General features: G+C 63.1%; 12 protein-coding genes, 3 tRNA genes, 2 rRNA genes and 1 pseudogene (1 of these 18 only partly in view). 2 read left to right on the top strand and 16 right to left on the bottom strand.

Translation table 11 applies throughout. The features are described 5' to 3' along the window. The 12 genes and pseudogenes from UCD39_RS08855 to UCD39_RS08800 form a co-directional block, all read right to left on the bottom strand. A 23S ribosomal RNA gene (locus UCD39_RS08855) occupies positions 1-1,125 on the bottom strand (it extends 1,629 nt beyond the left edge of the window). Positions 1,126-1,417: 292 nt separating this feature from the next. After that, positions 1,418-1,493 (bottom strand) — tRNA-Ala (locus tag UCD39_RS08850). Positions 1,494-1,517: 24 nt separating this feature from the next. Beyond that, positions 1,518-1,594: transfer RNA gene (locus UCD39_RS08845), tRNA-Ile, on the bottom strand. A gap of 140 nt (positions 1,595-1,734) precedes the next feature. Then, positions 1,735-3,232: ribosomal RNA gene (locus UCD39_RS08840) — 16S ribosomal RNA — on the bottom strand. Together the 16S and 23S rRNA genes with 2 tRNA genes alongside form the textbook arrangement of a ribosomal RNA operon. Before the next feature lie 343 nt (positions 3,233-3,575). Further along, a complete protein-coding gene (locus tag UCD39_RS08835; RefSeq protein WP_330495676.1) occupies positions 3,576-3,731 on the bottom strand; it encodes a hypothetical protein in 156 nt (51 codons plus the stop codon). Between the two features lie 75 nt (positions 3,732-3,806). Further along, complete coding sequence (gene malQ / locus UCD39_RS08830) at positions 3,807-4,847, bottom strand: 4-alpha-glucanotransferase (RefSeq protein WP_330495675.1); 1,041 nt, start codon at positions 4,845-4,847, stop codon at positions 3,807-3,809. Beyond that, positions 4,805-5,704, bottom strand: a pseudogene (locus UCD39_RS08825) (4-alpha-glucanotransferase); the annotation flags it as partial. The pseudogene UCD39_RS08825 and the gene malQ, both read right to left, overlap by 43 nt. Continuing rightward, entirely contained in the window at positions 5,695-8,061 is a 2,367-nt protein-coding gene (gene glgX / locus UCD39_RS08820) for a glycogen debranching protein GlgX (protein ID WP_330495674.1), read from the bottom strand. The gene glgX and the pseudogene UCD39_RS08825, both read right to left, overlap by 10 nt. After that, a complete protein-coding gene (gene glgA, locus UCD39_RS08815; protein WP_442943605.1) occupies positions 8,058-9,512 on the bottom strand; it encodes a glycogen synthase GlgA in 1,455 nt (484 codons plus the stop codon). The genes glgX and glgA overlap by 4 nt, the downstream gene beginning before the upstream one ends. Positions 9,513-9,525: 13 nt before the next feature. Next, positions 9,526-10,806, bottom strand: a complete 1,281-nt coding sequence (gene glgC, locus UCD39_RS08810) for a glucose-1-phosphate adenylyltransferase (protein ID WP_145736930.1) — start codon at positions 10,804-10,806, stop codon at positions 9,526-9,528. An 84-nt stretch (positions 10,807-10,890) separates the two neighbouring features. After that, positions 10,891-13,122, bottom strand: coding sequence for a 1,4-alpha-glucan branching protein GlgB (gene glgB, locus UCD39_RS08805; protein WP_330495673.1), 2,232 nt, complete (start codon positions 13,120-13,122; stop codon positions 10,891-10,893). Positions 13,123-13,132: 10 nt separating this feature from the next. Continuing rightward, a complete protein-coding gene (locus UCD39_RS08800) occupies positions 13,133-15,571 on the bottom strand; it encodes a glycogen/starch/alpha-glucan phosphorylase (protein ID WP_442943604.1) in 2,439 nt (812 codons plus the stop codon). A gap of 560 nt (positions 15,572-16,131) precedes the next feature. On the opposite strand from UCD39_RS08800, the gene UCD39_RS08795 reads away from it, so the two are divergent. Together UCD39_RS08795 and UCD39_RS08790 are read left to right on the top strand one after the other, a co-directional pair. Further along, positions 16,132-16,207: transfer RNA gene (locus tag UCD39_RS08795), tRNA-Glu, on the top strand. 232 nt (positions 16,208-16,439) lie between these two features. Then, positions 16,440-16,613 (top strand): hypothetical protein, encoded by a 174-nt coding sequence (locus UCD39_RS08790; RefSeq protein WP_330495672.1) that lies wholly within the window; start codon positions 16,440-16,442, stop codon positions 16,611-16,613. A 94-nt stretch (positions 16,614-16,707) separates the two neighbouring features. Here the strand turns inward: UCD39_RS08790 and UCD39_RS08785 are convergent, their stop codons facing one another. From UCD39_RS08785 to UCD39_RS08770, 4 genes are all read right to left on the bottom strand, one after another. Beyond that, positions 16,708-18,141, bottom strand: a complete 1,434-nt coding sequence (locus tag UCD39_RS08785) for an alpha/beta hydrolase family protein (protein WP_330495671.1) — start codon at positions 18,139-18,141, stop codon at positions 16,708-16,710. 4 nt (positions 18,142-18,145) lie between these two features. Further along, entirely contained in the window at positions 18,146-18,961 is an 816-nt protein-coding gene (locus UCD39_RS08780; RefSeq protein ID WP_330495670.1) for a sulfotransferase family protein, read from the bottom strand. 550 nt (positions 18,962-19,511) lie between these two features. Then, positions 19,512-20,846, bottom strand: coding sequence for a matrixin family metalloprotease (locus UCD39_RS08775; protein ID WP_330495669.1), 1,335 nt, complete (start codon positions 20,844-20,846; stop codon positions 19,512-19,514). A gap of 1,515 nt (positions 20,847-22,361) precedes the next feature. Beyond that, positions 22,362-22,994, bottom strand: a complete 633-nt coding sequence (locus UCD39_RS08770; protein WP_330495668.1) for a beta-barrel domain-containing protein — start codon at positions 22,992-22,994, stop codon at positions 22,362-22,364. Positions 22,995-23,044: the final 50 nt, after the last annotated feature.

Here is a 23,044-nt window from a genome sequence, read left to right as displayed (position 1 = left end):
CCCGTTACATTTTCGGCGCAGGCCGGCTTATCTAGACCAGTGAGCTATTACGCTTTCTTTAAAGGATGGCTGCTTCTAAGCCAACCTCCTGGTTGTCATGGCCTTCCCACATCCTTTCCCACTTAGCCACCACTTGGGGACCTTAGCTGGCGGTCTGGGCTCTTTCCCTCTCGACGATCGACCTTAGCACCGACCGTCTGGCTGCCGGACTGCACTCCACGGTATTCGGAGTTTGGTTAGGTTTGGTAAGGCTCGCGCCCCCCTAGCCCATCCAGTGCTCTACCCCCGCGGGTGATCATCCGACGCTCTACCTAAATAGATTTCGCGGAGAACCAGCTATTTCCTGATTTGATTGGCCTTTCACCCCTATCCACAGCTCATCCCCGACCTTTTCAACGGGCGTGGGTTCGGCCCTCCAGTGGGTGTTACCCCACCTTCAGCCTGGCCATGGATAGATCATCAGGTTTCGGGTCTACAGCAGGCAACTCAAGCGCCCTATTCAGACTCGCTTTCGCTACGCCTCCAGCTATCGCCTTAAGCTCGCTGCATACTGTAAGTCGCTGACCCATTATACAAAAGGTACGCCGTCACGGCCTATGCCGCTCCGACTGCTTGTAGGCATCCGGTTTCAGGTACTGTTTCACTCCCCTCGTCGGGGTGCTTTTCACCTTTCCCTCACGGTACTGGTTCGCTATCGGTCACTGAGGAGTACTTAGGCTTGGAGGGTGGTCCCCCCACGTTCAGACAGGATTTCACGTGTCCCGCCCTACTCGAGGATCAATGCCGGTTTACCCGTACGGGGCTTTCACCCACTCTGGCATGCCTTTCCAGGCATTTCCGGTTATGTAGCATCAATCACTGGCCTGGTCCGCGTTCGCTCGCCACTACTAGCGGAGTCTCGGTTGATGTCCTTTCCTCCGGGTACTTAGATGTTTCAGTTCCCCGGGTTCGCTTCTCCAACCTATGAATTCAGTTGAAGATACCCATCGCTGGGTGGGTTTCCCCATTCGGAAATCCACGGATCAATGCCTGCTCGCGGCTCCCCATGGCTTATCGCAGCGTGCTACGTCCTTCATCGCCTCTCAGTGCCAAGGCATCCACCAGATGCCCTTAATTCACTTGATACACCGTCAGCGCTCCCTCGCGCAGGGACAAGCCCATCGCCAGGTCACGACCGACAAAACTTCAGAAGGTCATTCGCCAATCCCGCAACTCCCGTACGTCGTACGGCGTCCACGGAACCGGGAATGGTCCTCGGTTACACTAGACCCTCTTCACAATGTCCAAGACCCCTGATCCTCTCCTCGGAGACGATCAACAGGCGATCGCGATAGCGTCTCGCCTGTAATCTCTACATAACGTCTTTTTGACAGACCCTCTTTATCCCCGCCTCAACACCGGCCAGCATAACGCCGAATGGTGGAGGCGATCGGGATCGAACCGACGACCTCATGCTTGCAAAGCACGCGCTCTCCCAACTGAGCTACGCCCCCGTCTCCGGGTCGCTGGGGATAGAGTGGTGGGCCAGGCAAGATTTGAACTTGCGACCTCACGCTTATCAAGCGCGCGCTCTAACCAGCTGAGCTACTAGCCCACGGGATCACGAAGCCATAAGCCTCGCGCCGTTCTAAAGGGTCTGGAGAAGGGATGCGCCGACGGCGGAACCTACGGGCCGGTTAAAACCACGCTCACCCAAAACAGGCAAGCCGTGAACCCAGCGCAGGCAATCCTTAGAAAGGAGGTGATCCAGCCGCAGGTTCCCCTACGGCTACCTTGTTACGACTTCACCCCAGTCGCTGACCGTACCGTGGTCGGCTGCCTCCTTGCGGTTAGCGCACCGGCTTCGGGTAAAGCCAACTCCCATGGTGTGACGGGCGGTGTGTACAAGGCCCGGGAACGTATTCACCGCGGCGTGCTGATCCGCGATTACTAGCGATTCCAACTTCATGCACTCGAGTTGCAGAGTACAATCCGAACTGAGATGGCTTTTGGAGATTAGCTACCCCTCACGAGGTCGCTGCCCACTGTCACCACCATTGTAGCACGTGTGTAGCCCAGCCCATAAGGGCCATGAGGACTTGACGTCATCCCCGCCTTCCTCCGGCTTGTCACCGGCAGTTTCTCCAGAGTGCCCAACCAAATGATGGCAACTGAAGATGGGGGTTGCGCTCGTTGCGGGACTTAACCCAACATCTCACGACACGAGCTGACGACAGCCATGCAGCACCTGTCTTACCGTCCCCGAAGGGAAAAGTACGTCTCCGTACCGGTCAGTAGATGTCAAGAGCTGGTAAGGTTCTGCGCGTTGCTTCGAATTAAACCACATGCTCCACCGCTTGTGCGGGCCCCCGTCAATTCCTTTGAGTTTCAACCTTGCGGCCGTACTCCCCAGGCGGAGTGCTTAATGCGTTAGCTGCGACACCGAAGTTCTAAGAACCCCAACGTCTAGCACTCATCGTTTACGGCGTGGACTACCAGGGTATCTAATCCTGTTTGCTCCCCACGCTTTCGCGCCTCAGCGTCAGTATCGGTCCAGTGAGCCGCCTTCGCCACCGGTGTTCTTCCCAATATCTACGAATTTCACCTCTACACTGGGAATTCCACTCACCTCTCCCGAACTCAAGCCGCCCAGTCTCAAGCGCAATTCCCAGGTTAAGCCCGGGGATTTCACGCCTGACTTGAGCAGCCGCCTACGCGCCCTTTACGCCCAGTAATTCCGAACAACGCTAGCCCCCTTCGTATTACCGCGGCTGCTGGCACGAAGTTAGCCGGGGCTTCTTCTCACGTTACCGTCATCATCGTCACGTGCGAAAGAGCTTTACAACCCTAAGGCCTTCATCACTCACGCGGCATTGCTGGATCAGGGTTGCCCCCATTGTCCAATATTCCCCACTGCTGCCTCCCGTAGGAGTCTGGGCCGTGTCTCAGTCCCAGTGTGGCTGATCATCCTCTCAGACCAGCTACCGATCGTCGGCTTGGTGAGCCGTTACCTCACCAACTACCTAATCGGACGCGGGCCCCTCCTTCGGCGATAAATCTTTCCCTGACAGTCTCCACAACCATCAGGCTCATCCGGTATTAGCTCCAGTTTCCCGGAGTTATTCCGAACCAAAGGGCAGGTTCCCACGCGTTACTCACCCGTGCGCCACTAAGGCCGAAGCCTTCGTTCGACTTGCATGTGTTAGGCATGCCGCCAGCGTTCGTTCTGAGCCAGGATCAAACTCTCAGGTTCTGTGCGGTATCCCAATCGCCGTCGCCGGCAATCAAGAACCTCGGCGGAAACCAACCTTCGTCGGCACCTAAACCCAAGTCCGTTCCTGAACCCCCGATCGCTCAGGGGTCAATTTCAGAGCATGTATTCAAGATGCGTTCTGGTCGTTTCCATGTTGCTGCCCGTACCGGGCCCATCATCGGAACCGCCGTCTGCGCATCCCTTCTCAAGACGTTCACTTGTTCAAGAACCCGTGGCCCAAACGCAAATACGCGCTCAAACCACAACCCCATCCTTGACCGATCCCCACGAGGATCAGCCCACACCCGGACAGGAAGGGCAAATTCCGTTTCGTCCAGCGGCGTTACCGCCAGAACCGCAACCCCTCAATCACCAGCGTCATCCGCCAGAACTCAGGGATCGCTTCGCCGTCGCGCCGTTCGTTGTCGCCCGCCGCGTCGGTGAACGGGGTTATAGTGACCCCACCGGGGGCCTGTCTACAGAAATCTTGCAGCACCATGACGATTTTTGCCGAACCTCAGGACCCCATACATATGCTCGCGCGCACGCGGGTGTAAGGGGCCCCAAAGGGTTTTTACCGCCGGTCGGGAGCCGCCGACGGGGAGTTGCGCCCCTGGGCGGACGCCGCCAGGATGGCGCGGCTTCTGTCTGAAGACAGGATGGCGTCCAAATCCTGTAGCAAGCGGCGGCGCCAGTTGGGCCGCTCCCGATCCGTGCCCGGCAGGTTCACGGCCTCCCCCTCCCCGGCCAAGTCGTCGGCCTGGGCCAGCATCAGAGCCGACGGCGCCGCCGCGACGAAGGCATGAATGGCAGCCGCCACCGCGTCGTCCAGGTCCCCCTCCTCGGCAGGAAGGTCGGCAGCCGGCAGCAGGCCGGCGGCGGCCACCTGATCCAGCAGGACGCACTTTTCCCGTTGCCGCGCCGCGTGCGCCTCCGCGGAAGCGATGTCGGTCAACAGGCCAAGGCTGCGCTTTTCCGCGATGTCGGCCCCTATCCACCAGCCCGCCAGGGTCGGCAGATCATGGGTCGAGACGCAGGCGGCGGCGTTGGCCGGCCAGCGCACCGGGTCGCGGAAGCGATCCCCCTCCCGCTCGAACCACAGCACCCGGTAGGACAGGATACCGGCATCGGCCAGCCGCTCGCGGAAGCCTTCGGGGACGGTGCCCAGATCCTCCCCCACCACGGCCACGCCAGCACGGTGGCTTTCCAGCAGCAGCCGGGCCAGCAAAATATCGAACGGCGCCCGGACATAGGCGCCATCGCGGCCCAGGGCAGCGTTCGGGACCCAGAACAGGCGGTTCAGGCCCATGACGTGATCGACGCGCAACAGGCCGGCATGGCGCATGTTGGCCGCCAGCAACTCGGCAAACGCCGCGCCTGCCGTCGCTTCCTGCACCAAGGGAATGGGGGGCGGGAGGTTCCACACCTGTCCCTCGGCGGAAAACAAATCCGGCGGGGCGCCCACGGAAGCGCCCAAGGCGAAGGCGCCGGGCGTCCCCCAGGTCTCCGCCCCGTCCGGCGCCGCGCCCACCGCCAAGTCGCGGTAAAAGCCGAGCCGCAGCCCCCCTGCGCCGCCGCCTGGGCCGCAGCGGCCAGTTGGCGGTCGGCCAACCATTGCAGCCAGCTATGGAAATCGGCCTCTTCGGCGGCGACGGACGCCTCAGGCGTGCGCGCGGCCTCCGGCCATGTGGTCCAGGGCCCCGGGTGCGCGTCGGCCAGCGCCTCGAACCGGGCGAAGCGCGCTAGGCTGTCACCACCGGCCACGCGGAAGGCGGCCAGTTCCCGCACAGCCGGATGGTCCGGCTGTCGCCGGGCCAAATCCTGGAAACCAGCATGGGCGGCCGCCAGTGCCCGGCGCTTCAAGGCCCACACCGCCGGATAGTCGATGGCGCGCCGGGCCGCCAAGGTGTCCACTGCCAGGCTCTCTTTCGCCAGCAGACTAGCCGCAGCACCCAAGGGGTCGGCGTCATCCAGCGCGGCGATGTCGATGTAGAGGGGGTCCAGGAAACGGCGATCCGAGGGATGATAGGGGCTGGCCCGTTCCCGGTCGCCCCCGAACAGGGCGTGGAGCGGATTGATACCGACGGTGGCGGCGCCCAGGCCGCCCGCCCCGGCCCCCAGGCGGGCCAGGGTGGTGAAATCCCCCACGCCTTGATCCCCCTGGCGGCGCAAGGCATAAAGATGCGCGCCTATGCCGAAGCAACGCCCTTCGGCTAGCGGGGCCGGCCGGTGGGCGCGCGGCGGCGCCACCACCACCGCTGCCGCCACCTCTGGCCGGTGGGCCAAGGATATGCGGTGCATACCCGCCGGCAGCGGGCCGATCTCCACCGTCACCGCCCTGCCGCGCCGGCCATCGGGGGCCGTGAACGCATGGCGGTCACCGTCCGGCAGCTTGAACGTGCGCGCCTCACCGCCTTCCAGATGCAGAACCAAGTCGGCGCGGCTTCCCGCGTCCGGCAGGGTCAAGCGCACCGGCTGGCCCACCGTCCCCACCACCGTGCGGGGCAGCGGACGGAACGGGCCGTCGTTGGATAGCCGCTCCAGCCCATCGCGCACCGCCCCAAGGGTACCGGCGTCCAGCCCCATGGCCCCCAGCAGCGCGCGCTTGCTGTCATCCGGCACCGTATGGTGCCCCCCCATCTCATCCCACCAGTCGGACGCGATGCCGGCCGCGTGAGCGTAGCGATCCAGGAGGTCGGAGGTGGGGAGGCCGCGCCGGTGCCCAGGGTCGGCCGCACGCTCCGCCAGGACAACCACGCTGCGGGCGCCCAGGGTGAAGGGGCCGGCCATGGCCACGTCCTCCCCCCGCCGTCGGCACCGCTGTCCAGCACCTGGTGCCAAACGTGACCAGGCCGGTTCCAGGGTGGGACCGCCGTTCGTTCCTGCCATCCCCGGTTCAGAAGGACGGCGACGCGATCCATCGCGCCTTGCTCCGCAGGGGCGGCAAACACGGCGACCAAGGCCCCCTCGCCGCTCCAGTCGCCCCCGGTCATGGCCTGGCCATCCAGGCGCAGCCATTCCACATCGGGCACGCCGTCGGGACCGGACTCACCCGTCAGGAAGTGGTCGGCCCGCAGCGCGGGATGGTCGCGCCGCAGGGCGATGGCGCGGCGGGTGAAATCATAAAGGCCGGTATCGATGGCGCCGTGATCCAGCCAATTCAGGCGATTGTCCTGGGCATAGGCGTTGTTGTTGCCATGCTGGCTGCGCCCCGCTTCGGCCCCCATGCCCAGCATGGGCGTGCCCCGCGCCACCATCAGCGTGGCGATCAGGGCGCGCAGGTCACGGCGACGGGCGGCGATGACGGCGGGGTCGTCGCTGGCCCCCTCCACCCCATGGTTCCAACTGGCGTTATCGTCGGTACCGTCGCGGTTGGCCTCACCATTGGCCTCGTTATGCTTGCCCTGGTAGGCGACCAGGTCGGCCAAGCTGAAACCGTCATGGGCGACGATGAAATTGACGCTGCGCGACGGGCGGCGCTTGGCCCCGAACAGGTCGGACGATCCCGCCAACCGCGTGGCCAGCGCCCCCACCTTATGGTCGTCGCCCCGCCAGAAGCGGCGCACGTCGTCGCGGAACTTGTCGTTCCATTCGCCCCAGACGGCCGGGAAACCGCCGGGCTGATAACCACCGGGGCCGATGTCCCAGGGCTCCGCGATCAGCTTGAGGTCGCGCAGCACCGGGTCCTGCGCCAGTGCCGCCAGGAAGGGGCTGTCGGGATCGAAGCCGCTCTCGGTCCGCCCCAGGGTGGCGGCAAGGTCGAAGCGAAAGCCATCGAGCCCCGCGCGGACCGCCCAGGTGCGCAAGGCGTCCAGCGCCAGACGCATCAGGACCGGTCGGTCAACCGGCAGGGTGTTGCCGCAGCCGGTGTCGTTGATGTAATAGCGCCGATCATCCGGGCGTAGGCGGTAATAGCGCGCGTTGTCCAGCCCACGCAGGCTGAGAGTGGGCCCCAACTCGTCAGATTCGCCGGAGTGGTTCAGCACCACGTCCAGGATGACCTCGATACCGGCGGCTTGCAGGGCCGCCACGGCGGCGCGCACCTCCGCCCAGCCGCCCGGGGCCAGGCGGGGATCGGGCGCATGGAAGGCGATGGGGTTGTAGCCCCAGGCGTTGGTGAGCCCCAGTGGCGGCAGGTGACGCTCATCCACCCAGGCCATGGCCGGCAGGATCTCCAGCGCGGTCACGCCCAGGCGCTTCAGATAATCCACGGCCGCGGGATGCCCCAAACCGGCGAAGGTGCCCCGTATCGCCTCGGGCACCCGGTCGTGCAGGGCGGTGAAGCCCTTCACCGAACACTCGTAAACCACGGTCCGGTCCCAGGGGACGCGGGGCCGCATCACCGGGCCGGGATCGAAGGGCGCCTCCACCACCGCCTTGGGCACGTAAGGGCCGCTGTCGACCTGGTTGGCGCCCAGGTCGGCATCGGCATCGCCCGACCGGTGGCTGAACTGGCTGGGATGCAAGATGAAGGGGCCATCCAGGCGGGTGGCGTACGGATCGAGCACCAGCTTCGCCGGGTTGAAGCGATGGCCGGCGCGTGGGTCGAAGGGTCCGTGGGCGCGCAGGCCGTAGCGCTGTCCCGCCGCGACGCAGGCCACGAAACCGTGGAAGACATCGCCCGTCCGTTCCGTCAGCGTCACCCGTGCCACCTCCGCCCCGCCCTCGAATAGGCAGAGGTCGACGGCCGTGGCGTGGGCGGAATAGACGGCGACGTTGATGCCACCATCGACCACGCTCACGCCCAGAGGCTCGGGCTGGCCGGGACCGTCGGCGGGGCGGTGCCGCACCTGCTCCCCGGAAAGGCCGCCCACCGGCGCGCCGCTCACGGGCCGCGATCCCGGAGCAGGTCGCGGTAGAGCGCGGCATAGCGCCGGGCGGGGTTCGTCCAGGACACGTCCGTCGCCATGGCGTTACGGCGCAGGCGCTTCCACACCGCAGGGTCGGCGTAGAGGCCGGCGGCGCGCTGGATCGCCCCCTCCAGCGCCAGGGTCGAGGTGGGCTGGAACCGCACGCCGGTGCCGACGCCAGCGGCCACCGCCATCTCGTTGGCGTCGATCACCGTGTCGGCCAGACCGCCCACGCTGGACACCACCGGGATGGCGCCATAGCGCAGGGCATAGAGCTGGGTCAGACCGCAGGGCTCGAACCGGGAGGGCACGATCAGCGCCTCCGCCCCGCCCTGGATGAGATGGGCCAACGGCTCGTCATAGCCGATGACACAGCCGATGCGTCCGGGGTGGGCGGCGGCGGCGTTGCGGTAGCCGCGCTCCAGCGCCGGCTCTCCCGCCCCCAGCAGCACCAGTTGGCCACCGGCGGCGATCAAGGTGGGAATGGCCTCCAGCAGCAGGTCCAGCCCCTTCTGCCAGGACAGGCGGCTGACCACCCCGAACAGCAGGGCGTTGGGATCGGTCGCCAGGCCGAAACGCTCTTGCAGCGCCGCCTTGGCCGCCGCCCGTCCCTTGAGCTGCTTGGCCGAGAACGGGGCGGGCAGGAAGGGATCGTTGGCCGGATCCCAGATGGCGGTGTCCACCCCGTTGATGATGCCGGACAGTCGAGCTGACCGGGCGCGCAACAGGCCGTCCAGGCCCATGCCGGCGTCCCGCCCCCGGATTTCCTGGGCGTAGGTGGGGGACACCGTGGTGATATGGTCGGCCAGTTGCAGTCCCGCCTTGAGGTAGCCCACGGCGCCGTAATACTCGACCCCCTCCATGCCAAAGGAATGGGGCGGAAGGCCCAGACGGGGCAGCAGCGTCGCCTCGAACTGCCCCTGGAAGGCCAGGTTGTGCACCGTCATCACCGTGGCGGGGCGCCGCCAACCGTCATAGGTCAGGTAGGCCGGCGCCAGGCCCGCCTGCCAGTCATGGGCATGGACGATATCGGGCTGGGGCACACCGCCCCGGCCCAGCCCGATCTCCGCCGCCGCGCGGGACAGGGCCGCGAAGCGCAAGGCGTTGTCCTGCCAATCCCGGCCATCGGGCCCGATATAGGGGTTGCCCGAGCGGGCGAACAGATGCGGCGCGTCCACCACGATGAGGGACAAGCCATGGGCCGATCCCGCCACTAGCCGGGCGGGGCCGCCGAACAGGTCGGCGAAGGCATGCACCTCTTCCCCCTCGCGCAGGGCTTCGGTCACGGCGGGATATCCCGGCACCAGGGTGGTGACGGCCACGTCCTCCGCCGCCAAGGCCCCAGGCAGGGCCCCGACGACATCCGCCAGCCCCCCGGTCTTGATCAGGGGGAACACCTCCGCGGCGACCGAGAGCACGGAAATCGGCATGGGCATCTATCCTTCAGACCTTCAGGCGGTCGATCATGGCTTGAGTGATGAGGCAGACGCCGTTGGCCGTGCGCCGGAAACGCCGCGCGTCCTCCTCCGGATCCTCCCCCACCACCAGGCCGGATGGGATGGTGACACCGCGATCGACGACGACCCCGGTGAGCCGCGCCGAGCGGGCGACATCGACATAGGGCAGCAGCACCGCGTTTTCCACGGAGGAGAAGGAGTTGACGCGCACACCTGTGAACAGCAGCGACCGCTTCAGCGACGCGCCGGAAACGATGCAGCCACCGGACACCAGGGAGGAGATGGCCTGTCCGCGCCGCCCCTCCTCGTCATGGACGAACTTGGCGGGCGGCGTGATCTCGCTATAGGTCCAGATGGGCCAGTCGTTGTCGTACAGATCCAGGTCCGGCACCAGGTCGGTCAGGTCCAGATTGGCCTCGGCATAGGCGTCGACGGTGCCGACGTCGCGCCAATAGGGCTGGGCCTCGGAACTGGAGCGGACGCAGGAGCGGGAGAAGTGGTGGGCCACCGCCTTCCCGTGCTTCACGATGTAGGGAATGATGTCCTTGCCGAAATCGCGGGAGGAACCGGGCTCCGCAGCGTCGCGGCGCAACTGGTCGAACAGGAACTCGGTGTTGAAGACATAGATGCCCATGGACGCCAGGCAGCGGTCCGCCGACCCCGGCATGGTGGGCGGATCCTTGGGCTTTTCCACGAAGGAAATGATGCGGTCGTGCGCATCCACGTGCATCACGCCGAAGCTGCGGGCCTCTTCCTTGGAGACCTCGAGGCAGCCCACCGTGACGTCGGCGCCAGAGTCGACGTGCTGCTGCAGCATCAACTCGTAATCCATCTTGTAGATATGGTCGCCAGCCAGGATGACCATGTAGCGCGGCTCATAATCCTGGATGATGTCCAGGTTCTGGTACACGGCATCGGCCGTGCCCTCGTACCAATGCTCCTCCGACACGCGCTGGGACGCCGGCAGGATGTCGAAGCTCTCGTTCCGTTCCGGGCGGAAGAAGTTCCAGCCGTGCTGCAGGTGGCGGATCAGGCTGTGCGCCTTGTACTGGGTGGCGACGCCGATGCGGCGGATGCCCGAGTTCAGCGCGTTGGACAACGCGAAGTCGATGATGCGCGACTTGCCGCCGAAATAGACGGCGGGCTTGGCCCGGCGGTCGGTCAGTTCCATGAGGCGGGACCCGCGGCCACCGGCCAGGACGTAAGCCATGGCGTGTCGGGCCAGCGGCCCCCTGCCAACGAAACGGTCACTGGACGCCCTGGACATACGCTTAACGGGGCCTGTCACGGTCTTTCCCTCCCTGGGGGCGGCTATTGGTACCGCCCGAAATTGTCAAATCATCCCGTCTTGTCAGCCTTGATGCTCATCAAGGGCCAGCCACAGCGTGGCCAGCGGCGGCAACGTCACCTCGGCCGACGCCGGCAAGCCGTGCGATGGCTGGTCCGTGGCCAGGACGGCACCCAGATTGCCCATGCCGGACCCGCCATAGGCGGCCGCATCCGTGTTCAGGATTTCCAGCCACCGGCCCGCCGCCGGCAAGCCGACGCGGTAGGCCGGGCGCGGCACCGGGGTGAAGTTGCACAGCACGGCCACCGGCCGCCCGCCCTGTCCCGAGTTGGGATCCGCGAAGCGCAAGAAGGCGATCACCGACTGGTCGCGGTCATCCACCACGCTCCAGCGGAAACCATCAGGTAGGCAATCGGTCTGGTGCAGGGCCCCTTCGCGGCGATAGCCGGCGTTCAGGTCGCGGATCAGGCGGCGCAGCCCCTCATGCCGGGAATCGCCCAGCAGGTGCCAATCCAGCCCCTGTTCGAAATTCCATTCGGCGCGCTGGCCGAACTCCTGCCCCATGAACAGCAGCTTCTTGCCGGGGTGGCCCCACATGAAGGCGTAGTAGGCCCGGGCGGTGGCGAATTTCTGCCAGTCGTCGCCGGGTATCTTCTCGATGATGGATCGCTTGCCGTAGACCACCTCGTCGTGGCTGAGAGGCAAGACGAAGTTTTCGGAAAAGGCGTAGAGCAGGCCGAAGGTCAGCTTGTCATGGTGCCATTTACGGTGCACCGGTTCCTTGGACACGTAATCCAGGGTGTCGTGCATCCACCCCATGTTCCATTTGAAGCCGAAGCCCAGGCCACCGGTATGGGCCGGCTGCGACACGCCGGGCCAGGAGGTGGATTCCTCCGCCACGGTCAGGGCGCCGGGATGCTCGCCATAAACCAGGGTATTGATGGTGCGCAGGAAGGCGACCGCCTCCAGGTTCTGGTTCCCGCCCTCCCGGTTGGGGATCCACTCCCCCTCCTTGCGGGAATAGTCGAGGTAGAGCATGGAGGCGACGGCATCCACGCGCAGGCCATCGACGTGGAAACGGTCGAGCCAATAAAGGGCGTTGGCCGCCAGATAGTTCACCACCTCGCGCCGGCCGAAATTGTAGATGGCGGTCTTCCAATCGGGGTGGAAGCCCTGGCGGGGGTCCTGGTGCTCGTACAAGGCCGTGCCATCGAACCGGGCGAGGCCATGCACGTCCGTGGGGAAATGGGCCGGAACCCAGTCCAGCAGCACCCCCAGCCCGGCGCGGTGCGCCCGGTCCACCAGGCGGGCGAAACCGTCGGGGGTGCCGAAGCGGGCCGTGGGCGCGAACAGCCCGATGGGCTGGTAGCCCCAGGACGGATCGAAGGGAAATTCGGAGATGGGCAGGAATTCAAGATGGGTGAAGCCCATGTCGGCGGCATAGGGAACCAGCTGGTCCGCCAGTTCATCCCAGGTGAGGTAGCGCCCGCCCTCGCCCCGCCGCCAGGAGCCCAGATGGACCTCATAGATGCTGATGGGTGCGCGACGGGCGTCCATGGTCTTCAGATGCGCCATATGGGCGTCATCCGCCCAGGAGAACCGATCCGTCCGGGCGACGACACTGGCGGTGGAGGGGCGCAGCTCGCTGGCGAAACCGAAGGGGTCGGCCTTCAGCGGCAGGACCGCATTATCGGCACCCACGATCTCATATTTGTAGATCGCCCCCTCCCCCAAGCCGGGGGCGAAAATCTCCCACACGCCGCTGTCGACGCGCCGGCGCATCTGGTGGCGCCGGCCATCCCAGGCGTTGAAGTCGCCCACCACCGACACCCGGCGGGCGTTCGGCGCCCAGACGGCGAAATGCACGCCAGGCACGCCCTCGTGCTCCTTGGGGTGGGCGCCCAGCTTCTCATAGAGCTGCTTGTGCGTGCCCTCGGCGAACAGGTAGTCATCAGTCGGGCCCAGGATGGGGCCAAAGCCGTAGGGGTCGTCGAACTCCCACCCCCCGCCGGCGTTGGCGCACCTCAGGCGATAGCGGAAGCGGCCCTTGCGCCCCGTCACCTTGCCCTCGAACACGCCACCGTCATGCACACGGGTCAGCGGCGCGATGACGCCGCCCTCCGCGTCCACGGCCTCCACCGTTTCCGCCCCGGGCACAAAGGCACGGATGACCGTGCCCCGCCCCATCGTGTGCGGCCCCAGCACGCCGAACGGGTCGTCATGCCGGGCGCCCAGCAGGGCGCCAATATCCTCCGGGTCCGCCGTCCAGCCTGAGCCACCTTTCGCCCGCGCCATCAGCCCTTCCTCAACCGGCGCTCGGGAGCGCCGGCTTCGGCAGGCCCCAGATGTCGGTGGCGTATTCCGCGATGGCCCGGTCGGAGGAGAAGAAGCCCATGCGCGCCGTGTTGATGATGGCGGAGCGCCACCACGCCGGCGTATCGTGCCAACGCGCGTCCACCGCGCGCTGGGCGGTGTAATAGGCGTCGAAGTCGGCCGCCACCATGAAATAATCGTGGTAGCGCACGGCATTGACCAGATCACCGAAGCGCCCGGTGTCACCCGGCGAGAACACGCCGGAACCGACGGCGTCCAGCACTTCCTCCAGCTTAGGCGAAGCGGCGATGACGTCGGCCATGTCGATGCCCTTGCGCCGCCGCTCGTCCACCTGCTCGGTGGTCAGGCCGAAAATGAAGATGTTGTCGTCGCCGACATGCTCCCGGATTTCGACGTTGGCGCCGTCCAACGTGCCGATGGTCAAGGCACCGTTCAGCGCCAGCTTCATGTTGCCGGTGCCCGACGCCTCCATGCCCGCGGTGGAAATCTGTTCCGACAGGTCGGCGGCGGGGATGATGGCCTCCGCCAGGCTGACGTTGTAGTTGGGCAGGAAGACCACCTTCAGCAGGCGGCGGACCACCGGATCGCGATTGACCACGCGGGCGACGTCGTTGGCCAGCTTGATGATCAGCTTGGCCTGGTGATAGCTGGCGGCGGCCTTGCCAGCGAAAATCTTGACGCGCGGCACCCAGTTGCCGCCGGGATTGGCGCGGATGGCGTCGTACAGCGCCACGATCTCCAGGATGTTCAGCAGCTGACGCTTGTATTCGTGGATGCGCTTGATCTGCACATCGAACAGGGCGTCGGGGCTGACCGACACATCCAAGCGGCGGCGGATCAGGTTGGCCAATTCCGCCTTCTTGGCGCGGCGGATGGCACGGAACTTGTCCACCACGGCGGCGTCGCCGGCGTACTTCTCGAAGTCCGCCAGGGCCATGGGATCGTCCATGACCTTGGGGCCGCAGCAGTCCACCAGCAGCTGGGTCAGGCCGGGGTTGGCCTCGAACAGCCAGCGGCGGAAGGTGATGCCGTTGGTCTTGTTGACAATACGGTCGGGGTAGAAACGGTCCAACTGGTGGAACAGGGTGCGCTTGACCAGGTCTGAGTGCAGGGCCGAAACGCCATTGATCTTGTGGGACCCGACAAAGGCCAGGTTGCCCATGCGCACGCGCCGGCCGTGCGTCTCATCGATCAGGGACAGTTCGGACAACACGCCGCCGTCATGCTCCCCACGGGAGCGCACGGTATCCAGATGACGGGCGTTGATCATGTAGATGATCTGCATATGCCGGGGCAGCAACCGTTCCATAAGCGGAACGGGCCAGCTTTCCAGAGCCTCAGGCAACAGGGTGTGGTTGGTGTAGGAGAACACGGCCGTGGTGATCTCCCAGGCTTGGTCCCAGTCGAAATCCTCCAGGTCGATCAGCACCCGCATCAGTTCGGCGATGGCGATGGCCGGATGGGTGTCGTTCAGCTGGATGGCCACCTTTTCCGGCAGCAATTCCAGGTCGCCATGGTGCTGCTTATGCCGGCGGATGATGTCCTGCATGGAGGCGGACACGAAGAAATATTCCTGGCGCAGGCGCAGTTCCTGGCCGGCCGGGGTGGCGTCGCTGGGGTACAGCACCTTGGAAATGGCCTCCAGCCGCACGCGGGCGGCCAGGGCGCCGACATGATCGCCCTGGTTGAAGGCGTCCAGGCGCAGGGCGTCCGGCGCGCGGGCGGACCACAGGCGCAGGGTGTTGACATGGCGGGCACGCCACCCGGGCACCGGCGTGTCGAAAGCGATCGCGTCCACCGTCTCCTCCGGCCGCCAATAATGGCGGGTCACCTCCTCATTGACCTCTACCGTTTCAACCGAGCCGCCGAAACCAACGGAATAATCGACCTCCGGCCGCTCGAACTCCCAGGGGTTGCCGAAGGTCAGCCAGTTTTCCGGATATTCCCGCTGCCAGCCATCCTTGATGGCCTGGCGGAACAGGCCATGGTCATAGCGGATGCCGTAGCCATGGGCGGCGATCTGCAATGTCGCCATGCTTTCCATAAAACAGGCGGCCAGGCGGCCCAGGCCGCCATTGCCCAAGGCGGCATCCGGCTCGATCTTACGCAATTCGTCAAGGTCGACGCCGACGCTTTCCAACGCCTCGCGCACCGGCTCGGTCAGTCCGGTTTCCATCAACGCGTCGATCAGCAGGCGGCCGATCAGGAATTCCAGCGACAGGTAATAGACCCGCTTGCGCTTGAACTCGTAGGTGGCGCGGGTGGAGGCCATCCACTGGTCCACGATGCGGTCACGCACCGCCAGCGTGGTGGCGATGAACCAGTCGCGCTTGCTGGCCACCTCGGGGTTCTTGCCCACGGCGTACATCAGCTTGGCGACGATGGCGGCCCGCATCGCGTCGCTATCCACTGGTGCTGGATCCGCTGGTGCCGGGGTCGGCACCGCCTGTTCCGTGGCCAAGCCTCCATCGCTGTCGGGCCCGTCATTCGGGGAAATGGCCGGAGGGACACTCTCCGCGGTGTCGGGAGACGCGGGCGGAACAGGCTCATCAATCACGCTGTCGATCCTTTCAAGAGAAGAAGACATCGCTGCATCAGCTTTGCATGTCTGCTGCACCGCGACAACAGGGACTCGCATGAAGGAATGAGGGCACAACCAGACCGGGTCACCCCGTTGATAAGCCGCTCCTTTGCGACGACCAACCGCGTCATCCCCTGCTCCTGGGGACTGTCGCAGCGCAGCCATCAGCGACACGTCCTCGCAACTGGAAACCCCTTACGACCAAGGCTGAGACAACCGAGACTGGGCATGAACCGCCAAGACCACGCTCTGGTTCCCGGCCCCTCACCGCCCCCCCTAAAGCAAAAAGCAGCCGCGCGCGCCCATCCCAGCACGCCTTTAAATTTTTCTGAAATAAAGCCTTGACCGCCCCGGAGGCTTCGCGTACATCACCGGCCTCACACGGCCTCGTCCCCTTCGTCTAGAGGCCTAGGACACCGCCCTCTCACGGCGGTAACAGGGGTTCGAATCCCCTAGGGGACGCCATACTTCCAGCGTTTTGGCTGGATTTTTACGGGACAGTTACGTGACAGTCGACCTCGCGGAACTCTGCGAGGATGCCTCCCCGCCATGGCCACCATTACCCCCCGAGAGAATCGCGAAGGCCAGGTCATCGGTTACCAGGCCAAGGTCCGTCTCGTCGGCCACAAGCCCGTCTCCAAGACCTTCGGGAAGAAGCAAGGACGCTGAGCGCTGGGCCAAGTCCGTCGAGACCGACATGGACCGCCGGGTCTTCCTCGACCACAGCCAGGCCGACAGCACCACCCTGGGGGCCCTCCTCCGCCGCTACCGCGAAGAGGTCACGCCGGCCAAGCGGGGTGCCGTGCAGGAAGCCGGCCACCTCATCGTCGTCGAGGATGACGAAATCTGTCTGCGCCGGCTCAGCGTGTAAATCGGCGCAGGTAAATGACCCCACCGACTTCAATAGAATCAAACGGATACCGCGCCGATCGGCAACCAGGCTGCACACCGATTAACACCGGGCATCAGTTCGTGGCCTGGTTCACCCAGACGACATCACCATCCACGGCATAGAGACGGCATCCCGGATGCTTTTCCGAGCAACCGGTCATGGCCCGGGCGATAGGATCAAAGGTGCCGCTGGAGAAATACCATCCGCCATCCGGCGCGATGACAAAAGCCTTGGGACGGTGGAGCGTGGTGTATCGGACATAGCCCTCTCGCCCACGACCATCCAGATAAGGCACAGCCGTTGCGTTATCGATGGTGGCGAAACCGCTGGGGGCCGGTGCCGGCGTTGGGCGTGTCCAAACGACATCATTGTCCACCGCATAAAGTTGGCACCCCTCGGTCACCTTTCGACACGCATCCAGCCCGCGGGCGATCGGGTCGAAGCCCTGGTCGAAGGCGCCGGAGAAACCGTGCGGTGCCAAGATGAAGGCGCGCGGCAGCGGTTTCGTCAGGAATTGCCGGTAAAGCTCTCGCCCCTTATCGTTCAGGTAGGGCACTGCGTCCACGTCGGTGGCGGCGGCGTACCCGCTAGCGGGCGGAAATGGCGTGGGCAGGTATTCCGGATGCAGGTTCTGGCTGGGCAGCCCCTGCTCCGAAAGGAAAGCATCAACCTGGGGCACCCAGATCGCCAAGCCTTCCGTGTAGCTTAATAGCTGGTGGGAGTCGTCCATGAATGTGCCGACATCCACAAGGCGGGCATTACCGCCGGCCTCGGTGTACCGTTCATGCATCAGGCGCCAGGTGGCGGGCGGAAACAGGCTGTCATTATCACCGTAGAACCAGATGCTGGGAATGTGGGTCAAGGCGCCCAGCTGCGCCGCCCCTTTCGCCAAGGATTCGCGGCCGCGATCACAATCCCCCTCAACCATGCCGCCGGCGAAATTGATTACCGCTTTGACCCCCGGCGGATTGAAGGCCGCAAACGCCAAGCTGTTCCAACCGCCGAAGCTCTGGCCGGCAACGACGATACGGTGAAGGTCGATGGCTTGGTTGTCAGTCAAGGCGACCGCGGCCGCCAGGATATCCTTGGCATCCTCTACCGCCGTTCCAGCCAAATTGCAGCCATGTGTCTGAATCCGGCCCTCAGACCCGGCGAACCCCCGCATCATGGGCAGCAGGACCGCGTACCCCCGGGACAGGAAATAATACGCGGCGAAGGAGGCGCTATAGCGCGGCATGTCTTTTGGGGATTGGCGCCGCTTCGCCGAGCCATGGTTCATGATGGCCAGGGGAAAGGGCCCGGGCCCATCCGGCAGCAACAAGGTAACCTGCAATTTCGCTGGCCGTTCCGGATCACCAGGCACCATCAGGACCTGTTCATGCCAGGGCGCTGGCGGTAAGGGGCGCGGATCCGCCGTGTCCATCGCATGCGCGGCATTCATGGCGCCACCAAGAAAGCCGGCAATGAAGGCTGCGATGACGATGTGGAGAATAATCGGTGGTCTCATGATCCTATATGATCCGCACGCCTTTGGTGTTGAGTTCCGGCTTGGTCCAGAAGTTGGCACTGGTGTACTTGGCGAAGATGTCAGGCGGCAGGCAGGTTTTCCGCTCCCGGTATTCCACCCTCTCCCGAACCTTGTGCAAGCCGGGCATGCCAAGAAGGGCGTCGTAGTCCGGCTCGTCATAGACGACGTTCTCGAAATCGTGAGCGAAGGGCGCCTCCCCCAGAGCTTCATAGAGGCGGGAGAGCGTGCGCTCCGGCGCCTTGACCAGATGGTCGTAAGGCACGACGATCAGTCGGTGCGCCTGGCTGCCGAACCACGCCTCCCGCAGGGTGCTCCAGGCCAGGCCGATGAGGCCGCTGTCGGAGTTCATCAAGGTGTCCACACGCGCGTAGACCGAAGCGCCGGGCTGGAAATTGAACACGCGCGATAGCTGCAGCGGGTTCTTGTTCAGCATGTGCTCAATGCTGTCGATGATCCAGCTGACATCCCGCACGCAACAGATGATGCGGCTGTCGGGGTAGAGTTCGCCCAACACCGACGCACGGCCCGTCCAGGTGCGGTTGGTATCGAACACGGTGCTGCTTGGGGGAACATCGGCGTAAAAGGACTTGAAGACGCCACGCAGCATCGCGGCCCGGCGGTCGTCGTCGAAGAAGACGCCGAACTCACCCCCCACCATCTTCTGGTGCAGGGTCCCGCACAGCATGGCGACGGGGCTGGTCATGGCCGCGTGGAACCGGGGGTTCTGCCGCAGCAGGGCGGATAGCAGCGTAGAGCCGGCGCGGGGCAAGCCGGAGATGGCGTGGACTGTGTGAGTCATTTGAACCGTCGTGGCAAGGTCGCCGGCGTCGGGGCACGCCGGCCGTCAGTGCAGGTGTCAGCGGCCCCTGGCCGTCAGGAGGAGCAGTTAATTTGATGCTCCCCTCATGCATTTACTCGGAATTCCCTCAGTGTATCTTGGATTTGGGTTCCCAGGAACGCTGTCGTTAAATTTATTCTTATCTATTGGCTGGTATCCATATCTGGCACATGCTTTTAGACATTCGCCCATATTTCTTACTTGAGGGTCGCCCTCCTCAAGAAAATAGTCTCCGGACCTACAGGCAACAATATCGCCATGCTTATCAATGAGATCAATTTTGTCATTTGAAGCGCAAGAATCAAGTGAAAGAGCAAACAGAACCAGAATCTTATAAAATGAATCTGACATATATTTTGAATAAATATATGGATTTAAGCGATTCATCATATCAATCTGCCCCGGCTATTTAATATTCATGTCGCGCGGACACTCAATGAATTCCATCCCTGGACCTGTCTTCCAGGGCACCTGCGCCGCTCAAGAGCGGCGCAGGCTGCGCGTGCTGCGGTCAGTGGCCGCTGGCGGCCAGGAGGGTTGAAGCCTGGGCGTCGTCGTTGGCGGCGACCAGGGAGGAGACGGAGGAGCCGCTGCTGTCAAAGGCGGCCGTCGCCTGAGTCAGCTGGGCCAGGTTGGTGGCGCCGCCATAGAGGCTGGTGCCGCCGCTGACATCGGTCGCGTCCAGGGCGCGGTTGTTGGCGCCCAGGGCGTAGTACATGACCGAGGCTTGGTCGCTGGTGTCGGCGAAGCCCAGGGCATGGCCGATCTCATGCAGCAAGGTTTGCGACAGGGTCGCGTCCGTGCCGGCATAGACCTGCTGCCCGCTGGCGTTGGTCACCAGGGCCGTCTGGTCGGTGCTCTCCACCCGCACCGTGGCGTGGGCCAGGGCCCCATCCTTGGCGGCGTAGGTGGTGTAGCCGACGATGCCGGTGCCGTCCGTTCCCAAGTCGGCGGCATCGATCTGGATGTTGGCCTTGGAGGGGTCGCTGACCTCCTGGAAGGTCAGGCCCGTGGCCTGGGCCCAACTGGCGAAGGCCTGGGCGGTGGCAGCCTCGTCCACGCCGGTGCCGACGCTCCAGGTAACGACCTGGCTGTCCCACTTGGCGCCTTCCAGCACGGCGCTGCCCGTGCCATCCGTGGCTGTGGCATCGGCGATGGACGCCGCTTGCTTCAGACCAGCCTCGGCCGCTGCCGCGCCCGGCTGGTTGCTGTTGGCCAGGTCATAGGACGCGATGGCCCCAACGTCCTTGCCCACCGCCGCCTTCACCGTGGCGGCGCTGCCGGCGAAGCCGTAACCGCCGTAGTAGCCATAGGAGCCGCCGCCGCCGGTCCAACCGCCACCATCCTCATCGCCGACGCCGCCTGAGGTGCCGTCACCACTGTAGTCACCACCAGAGAAGTCGACGTTATCCGAAGAGTTGCCGCTGACATGATCGTCCGACCCGTCAACATCGAAGCTGTCGTTTGATCCGGCATTGAATGTGTCGTAGCTGCCGTCGAAATCATCGCCGGAAATGCCAGACAGCAGGTTGATGTTGTCGTGCGAAGCGGTGATGTCGTCGTTGTTGCTGACGACGCCGAAATTATTACCACTACCGGTGAAGTCCACCGACGTGCCATCGCCGGCCACGTTAGCGTAATCGTTGCCGGTGTCGTTGTTGACCTTCTGATCCGTGCCGTAGATGCCCAGATAGGAGCCGCTGTTCGGGTCCATGTTCACAGTGTCATGCGAACCCTGGACGTTGCCACTAAACCCCGCACCGGCGTTGATGTCGTCATTGTTGCCGTAGACCACCGCGTTCGTGACGTTGGAGATCATGTTGACGGTGTTGTCAGATGTGGTCACGGAAACGTTGGAGCCGACCAGACCGACGGCGTTGCCGTTGCCTTGCACCGTTCCAGAGGTGTTGTTGTAGAAATCGATGGTATTGCCACCGGAGGAGCTGGCGGTCTCGTTGGCACCGTTGAACAGAACGACGGAGTTTCCTCCTGCCGACAGGGTGTCGGAGTTATTAGATCCTGTAATAAATGTCGTTGAATTTCCATCTTGCGATACGTTATTTGCGTCACCGTTTATTGAAACCTCCGCACCATTTTCGATATGGATGTTGGTATCTGACTGAGATATGGATCCTACATTTCCAGATAAGTCGATTTCCGAGCTTGATGTAGGGCTATTTACCGGACCATCGCTTGTTTGGCCGTTCGGCAAGTAATTAAATTGCACCCACCCCGAATCCTGAGGAGTTCCAACATACGGATTGTTGCTAGGCGCAGTTGAAAGATCAACACTACTACCAGGAACCCCTCCAGGCCCACTATAAGAAGAAGTATCGGTATATCCAAGAGACCTCAGTGCCGTATTCCATACGGAATTACTATTATAAGAAGAAGCCGTCGGGTCTACATTGGCGCCGTTATATAGATCATGTGATGAGTTAAGATCATCAACCACATGATTATACATCGTATAGAAAGCATCTGTAACCGCCTCCTGGTCACCATAAAGAACAGGTTTGGCAGATAGCACAGACTGATCTGGTAAATATCCGTTAGGGCCAACAATTATTGCTTTAAGGTAGTCCCCGGCTACGCCGCCGTTTATAGCAAATCCTTTGCTCGGCTCCCCATGTAGTTCTTCCTGAATGTTTCCATTTGGGTCGACCAAAGCTATGTAATTGTGGGTCCCGGCAAAAGCACCTAGTTGCCCTAAATACGGAAGGGTCTTTTCCATAGAAACAATTACCCATGATCCTGTCGCTGGAAAATCACTCATTTCACAGACCTTTCTCTATGTTTGATCGTTTCACTGCTAATTTTTACATTTTTCTGGGATGTCTTTGGCATATTTAGGATTTGGATCTCCAGGAACACTATCCCTAAACTTATCTTTGTTTAGTGGTTGAAATCCAAACCTTGCGCATGCTCTTCGGCATTGGGAGAGCGCCATTACCTGCGGGTCCCCTTCTTCAAGAAAGTAATTGCCAGAACTACAAGTCACTATGTTCCCATTTTTATCAACAAGTTCTATTTTATCGTTTGAAGAACACGACGACACCAAAAAGCACAATATTAACGTTCTTGATACAGTCGCTAATCCATAATATCTCTTGATAATTGCGGCCATATAACCGCCACCAGCTACATTGTATTTCATAGTTTCTCCATCAGTTATTTTACACAATATTACAAAAATGGATATTTTGTCATTACTTCCTCGTTTTACCTAACAAGTAATTTATAATTTTAATAATTATTGTGGCGAAATGCGTCACATAATTAACGATTTATTAATTATTTGAGTGTTATCTGCATGAATTCTTATAATAATTCGCCGTCATTGCGTAGCAATCCCCATAAACTACCTCTCCTTCATCCCGTCGTGCACATACTCACCCAGCGGCGACAGCAGGTAATCGATCACCCGTCGTCGCCCCGTCTTGATCTCCGCCGTCACCGCCATGCCGGTGGTCAGCGCTTCCTCGCGTCCGTCGACCATCAGGGTAGTACGGTCCAAGGCGATGTGGGCCAGATAGGCGGGGGTGGTGCCGGGCGGATGGTCCTCGGCACCAGCAGCCGGGTCACCACCCGCACGCTGGGCTGTATTTCCGCCAGCCGTGTCGCGCTCCGGCGTTACCGCGTCACGGCTGACATCCAGCACCCGGCCGCGCACCAGGCCATAGCGGGTGAAGGTGAAGGTTTCGATCTTCATCTCCACTTCCTGCCCCCGATGGACGAAGCCGATGTCCTTGTTGTCGATATTGGCCTCCACCACCAGGGGCACATCGTCCGGCACCACGACCAACAACGATTGCGCCGGCGTCACCACGCCGCCCACGGTATGGGCGGCCAACTGCTGCACCGTGCCGCTCACCGGTGCCGTCAGTGTCTGCTGGCCCAGGCGCTGATCGGCCTTGATCAGATCCTGGCTGTGCTCCGCCACCTTCTGGCTGGCGGCGGCCAGGGCGATATCCTCGCGGATGGTGCCGGCCATAATTCAGTCTCTCCGTTAGAGTTACACTGTGCCTGCGCCGCTCTAGGGCG

It is taken from the genome of Nitrospirillum karajorum (assembly GCF_036348415.1).
Taxonomy (GTDB): domain Bacteria; phylum Pseudomonadota; class Alphaproteobacteria; order Azospirillales; family Azospirillaceae; genus Nitrospirillum; species Nitrospirillum amazonense_B.
This window is presented reverse-complemented; position numbering and strand designations above follow the sequence as displayed.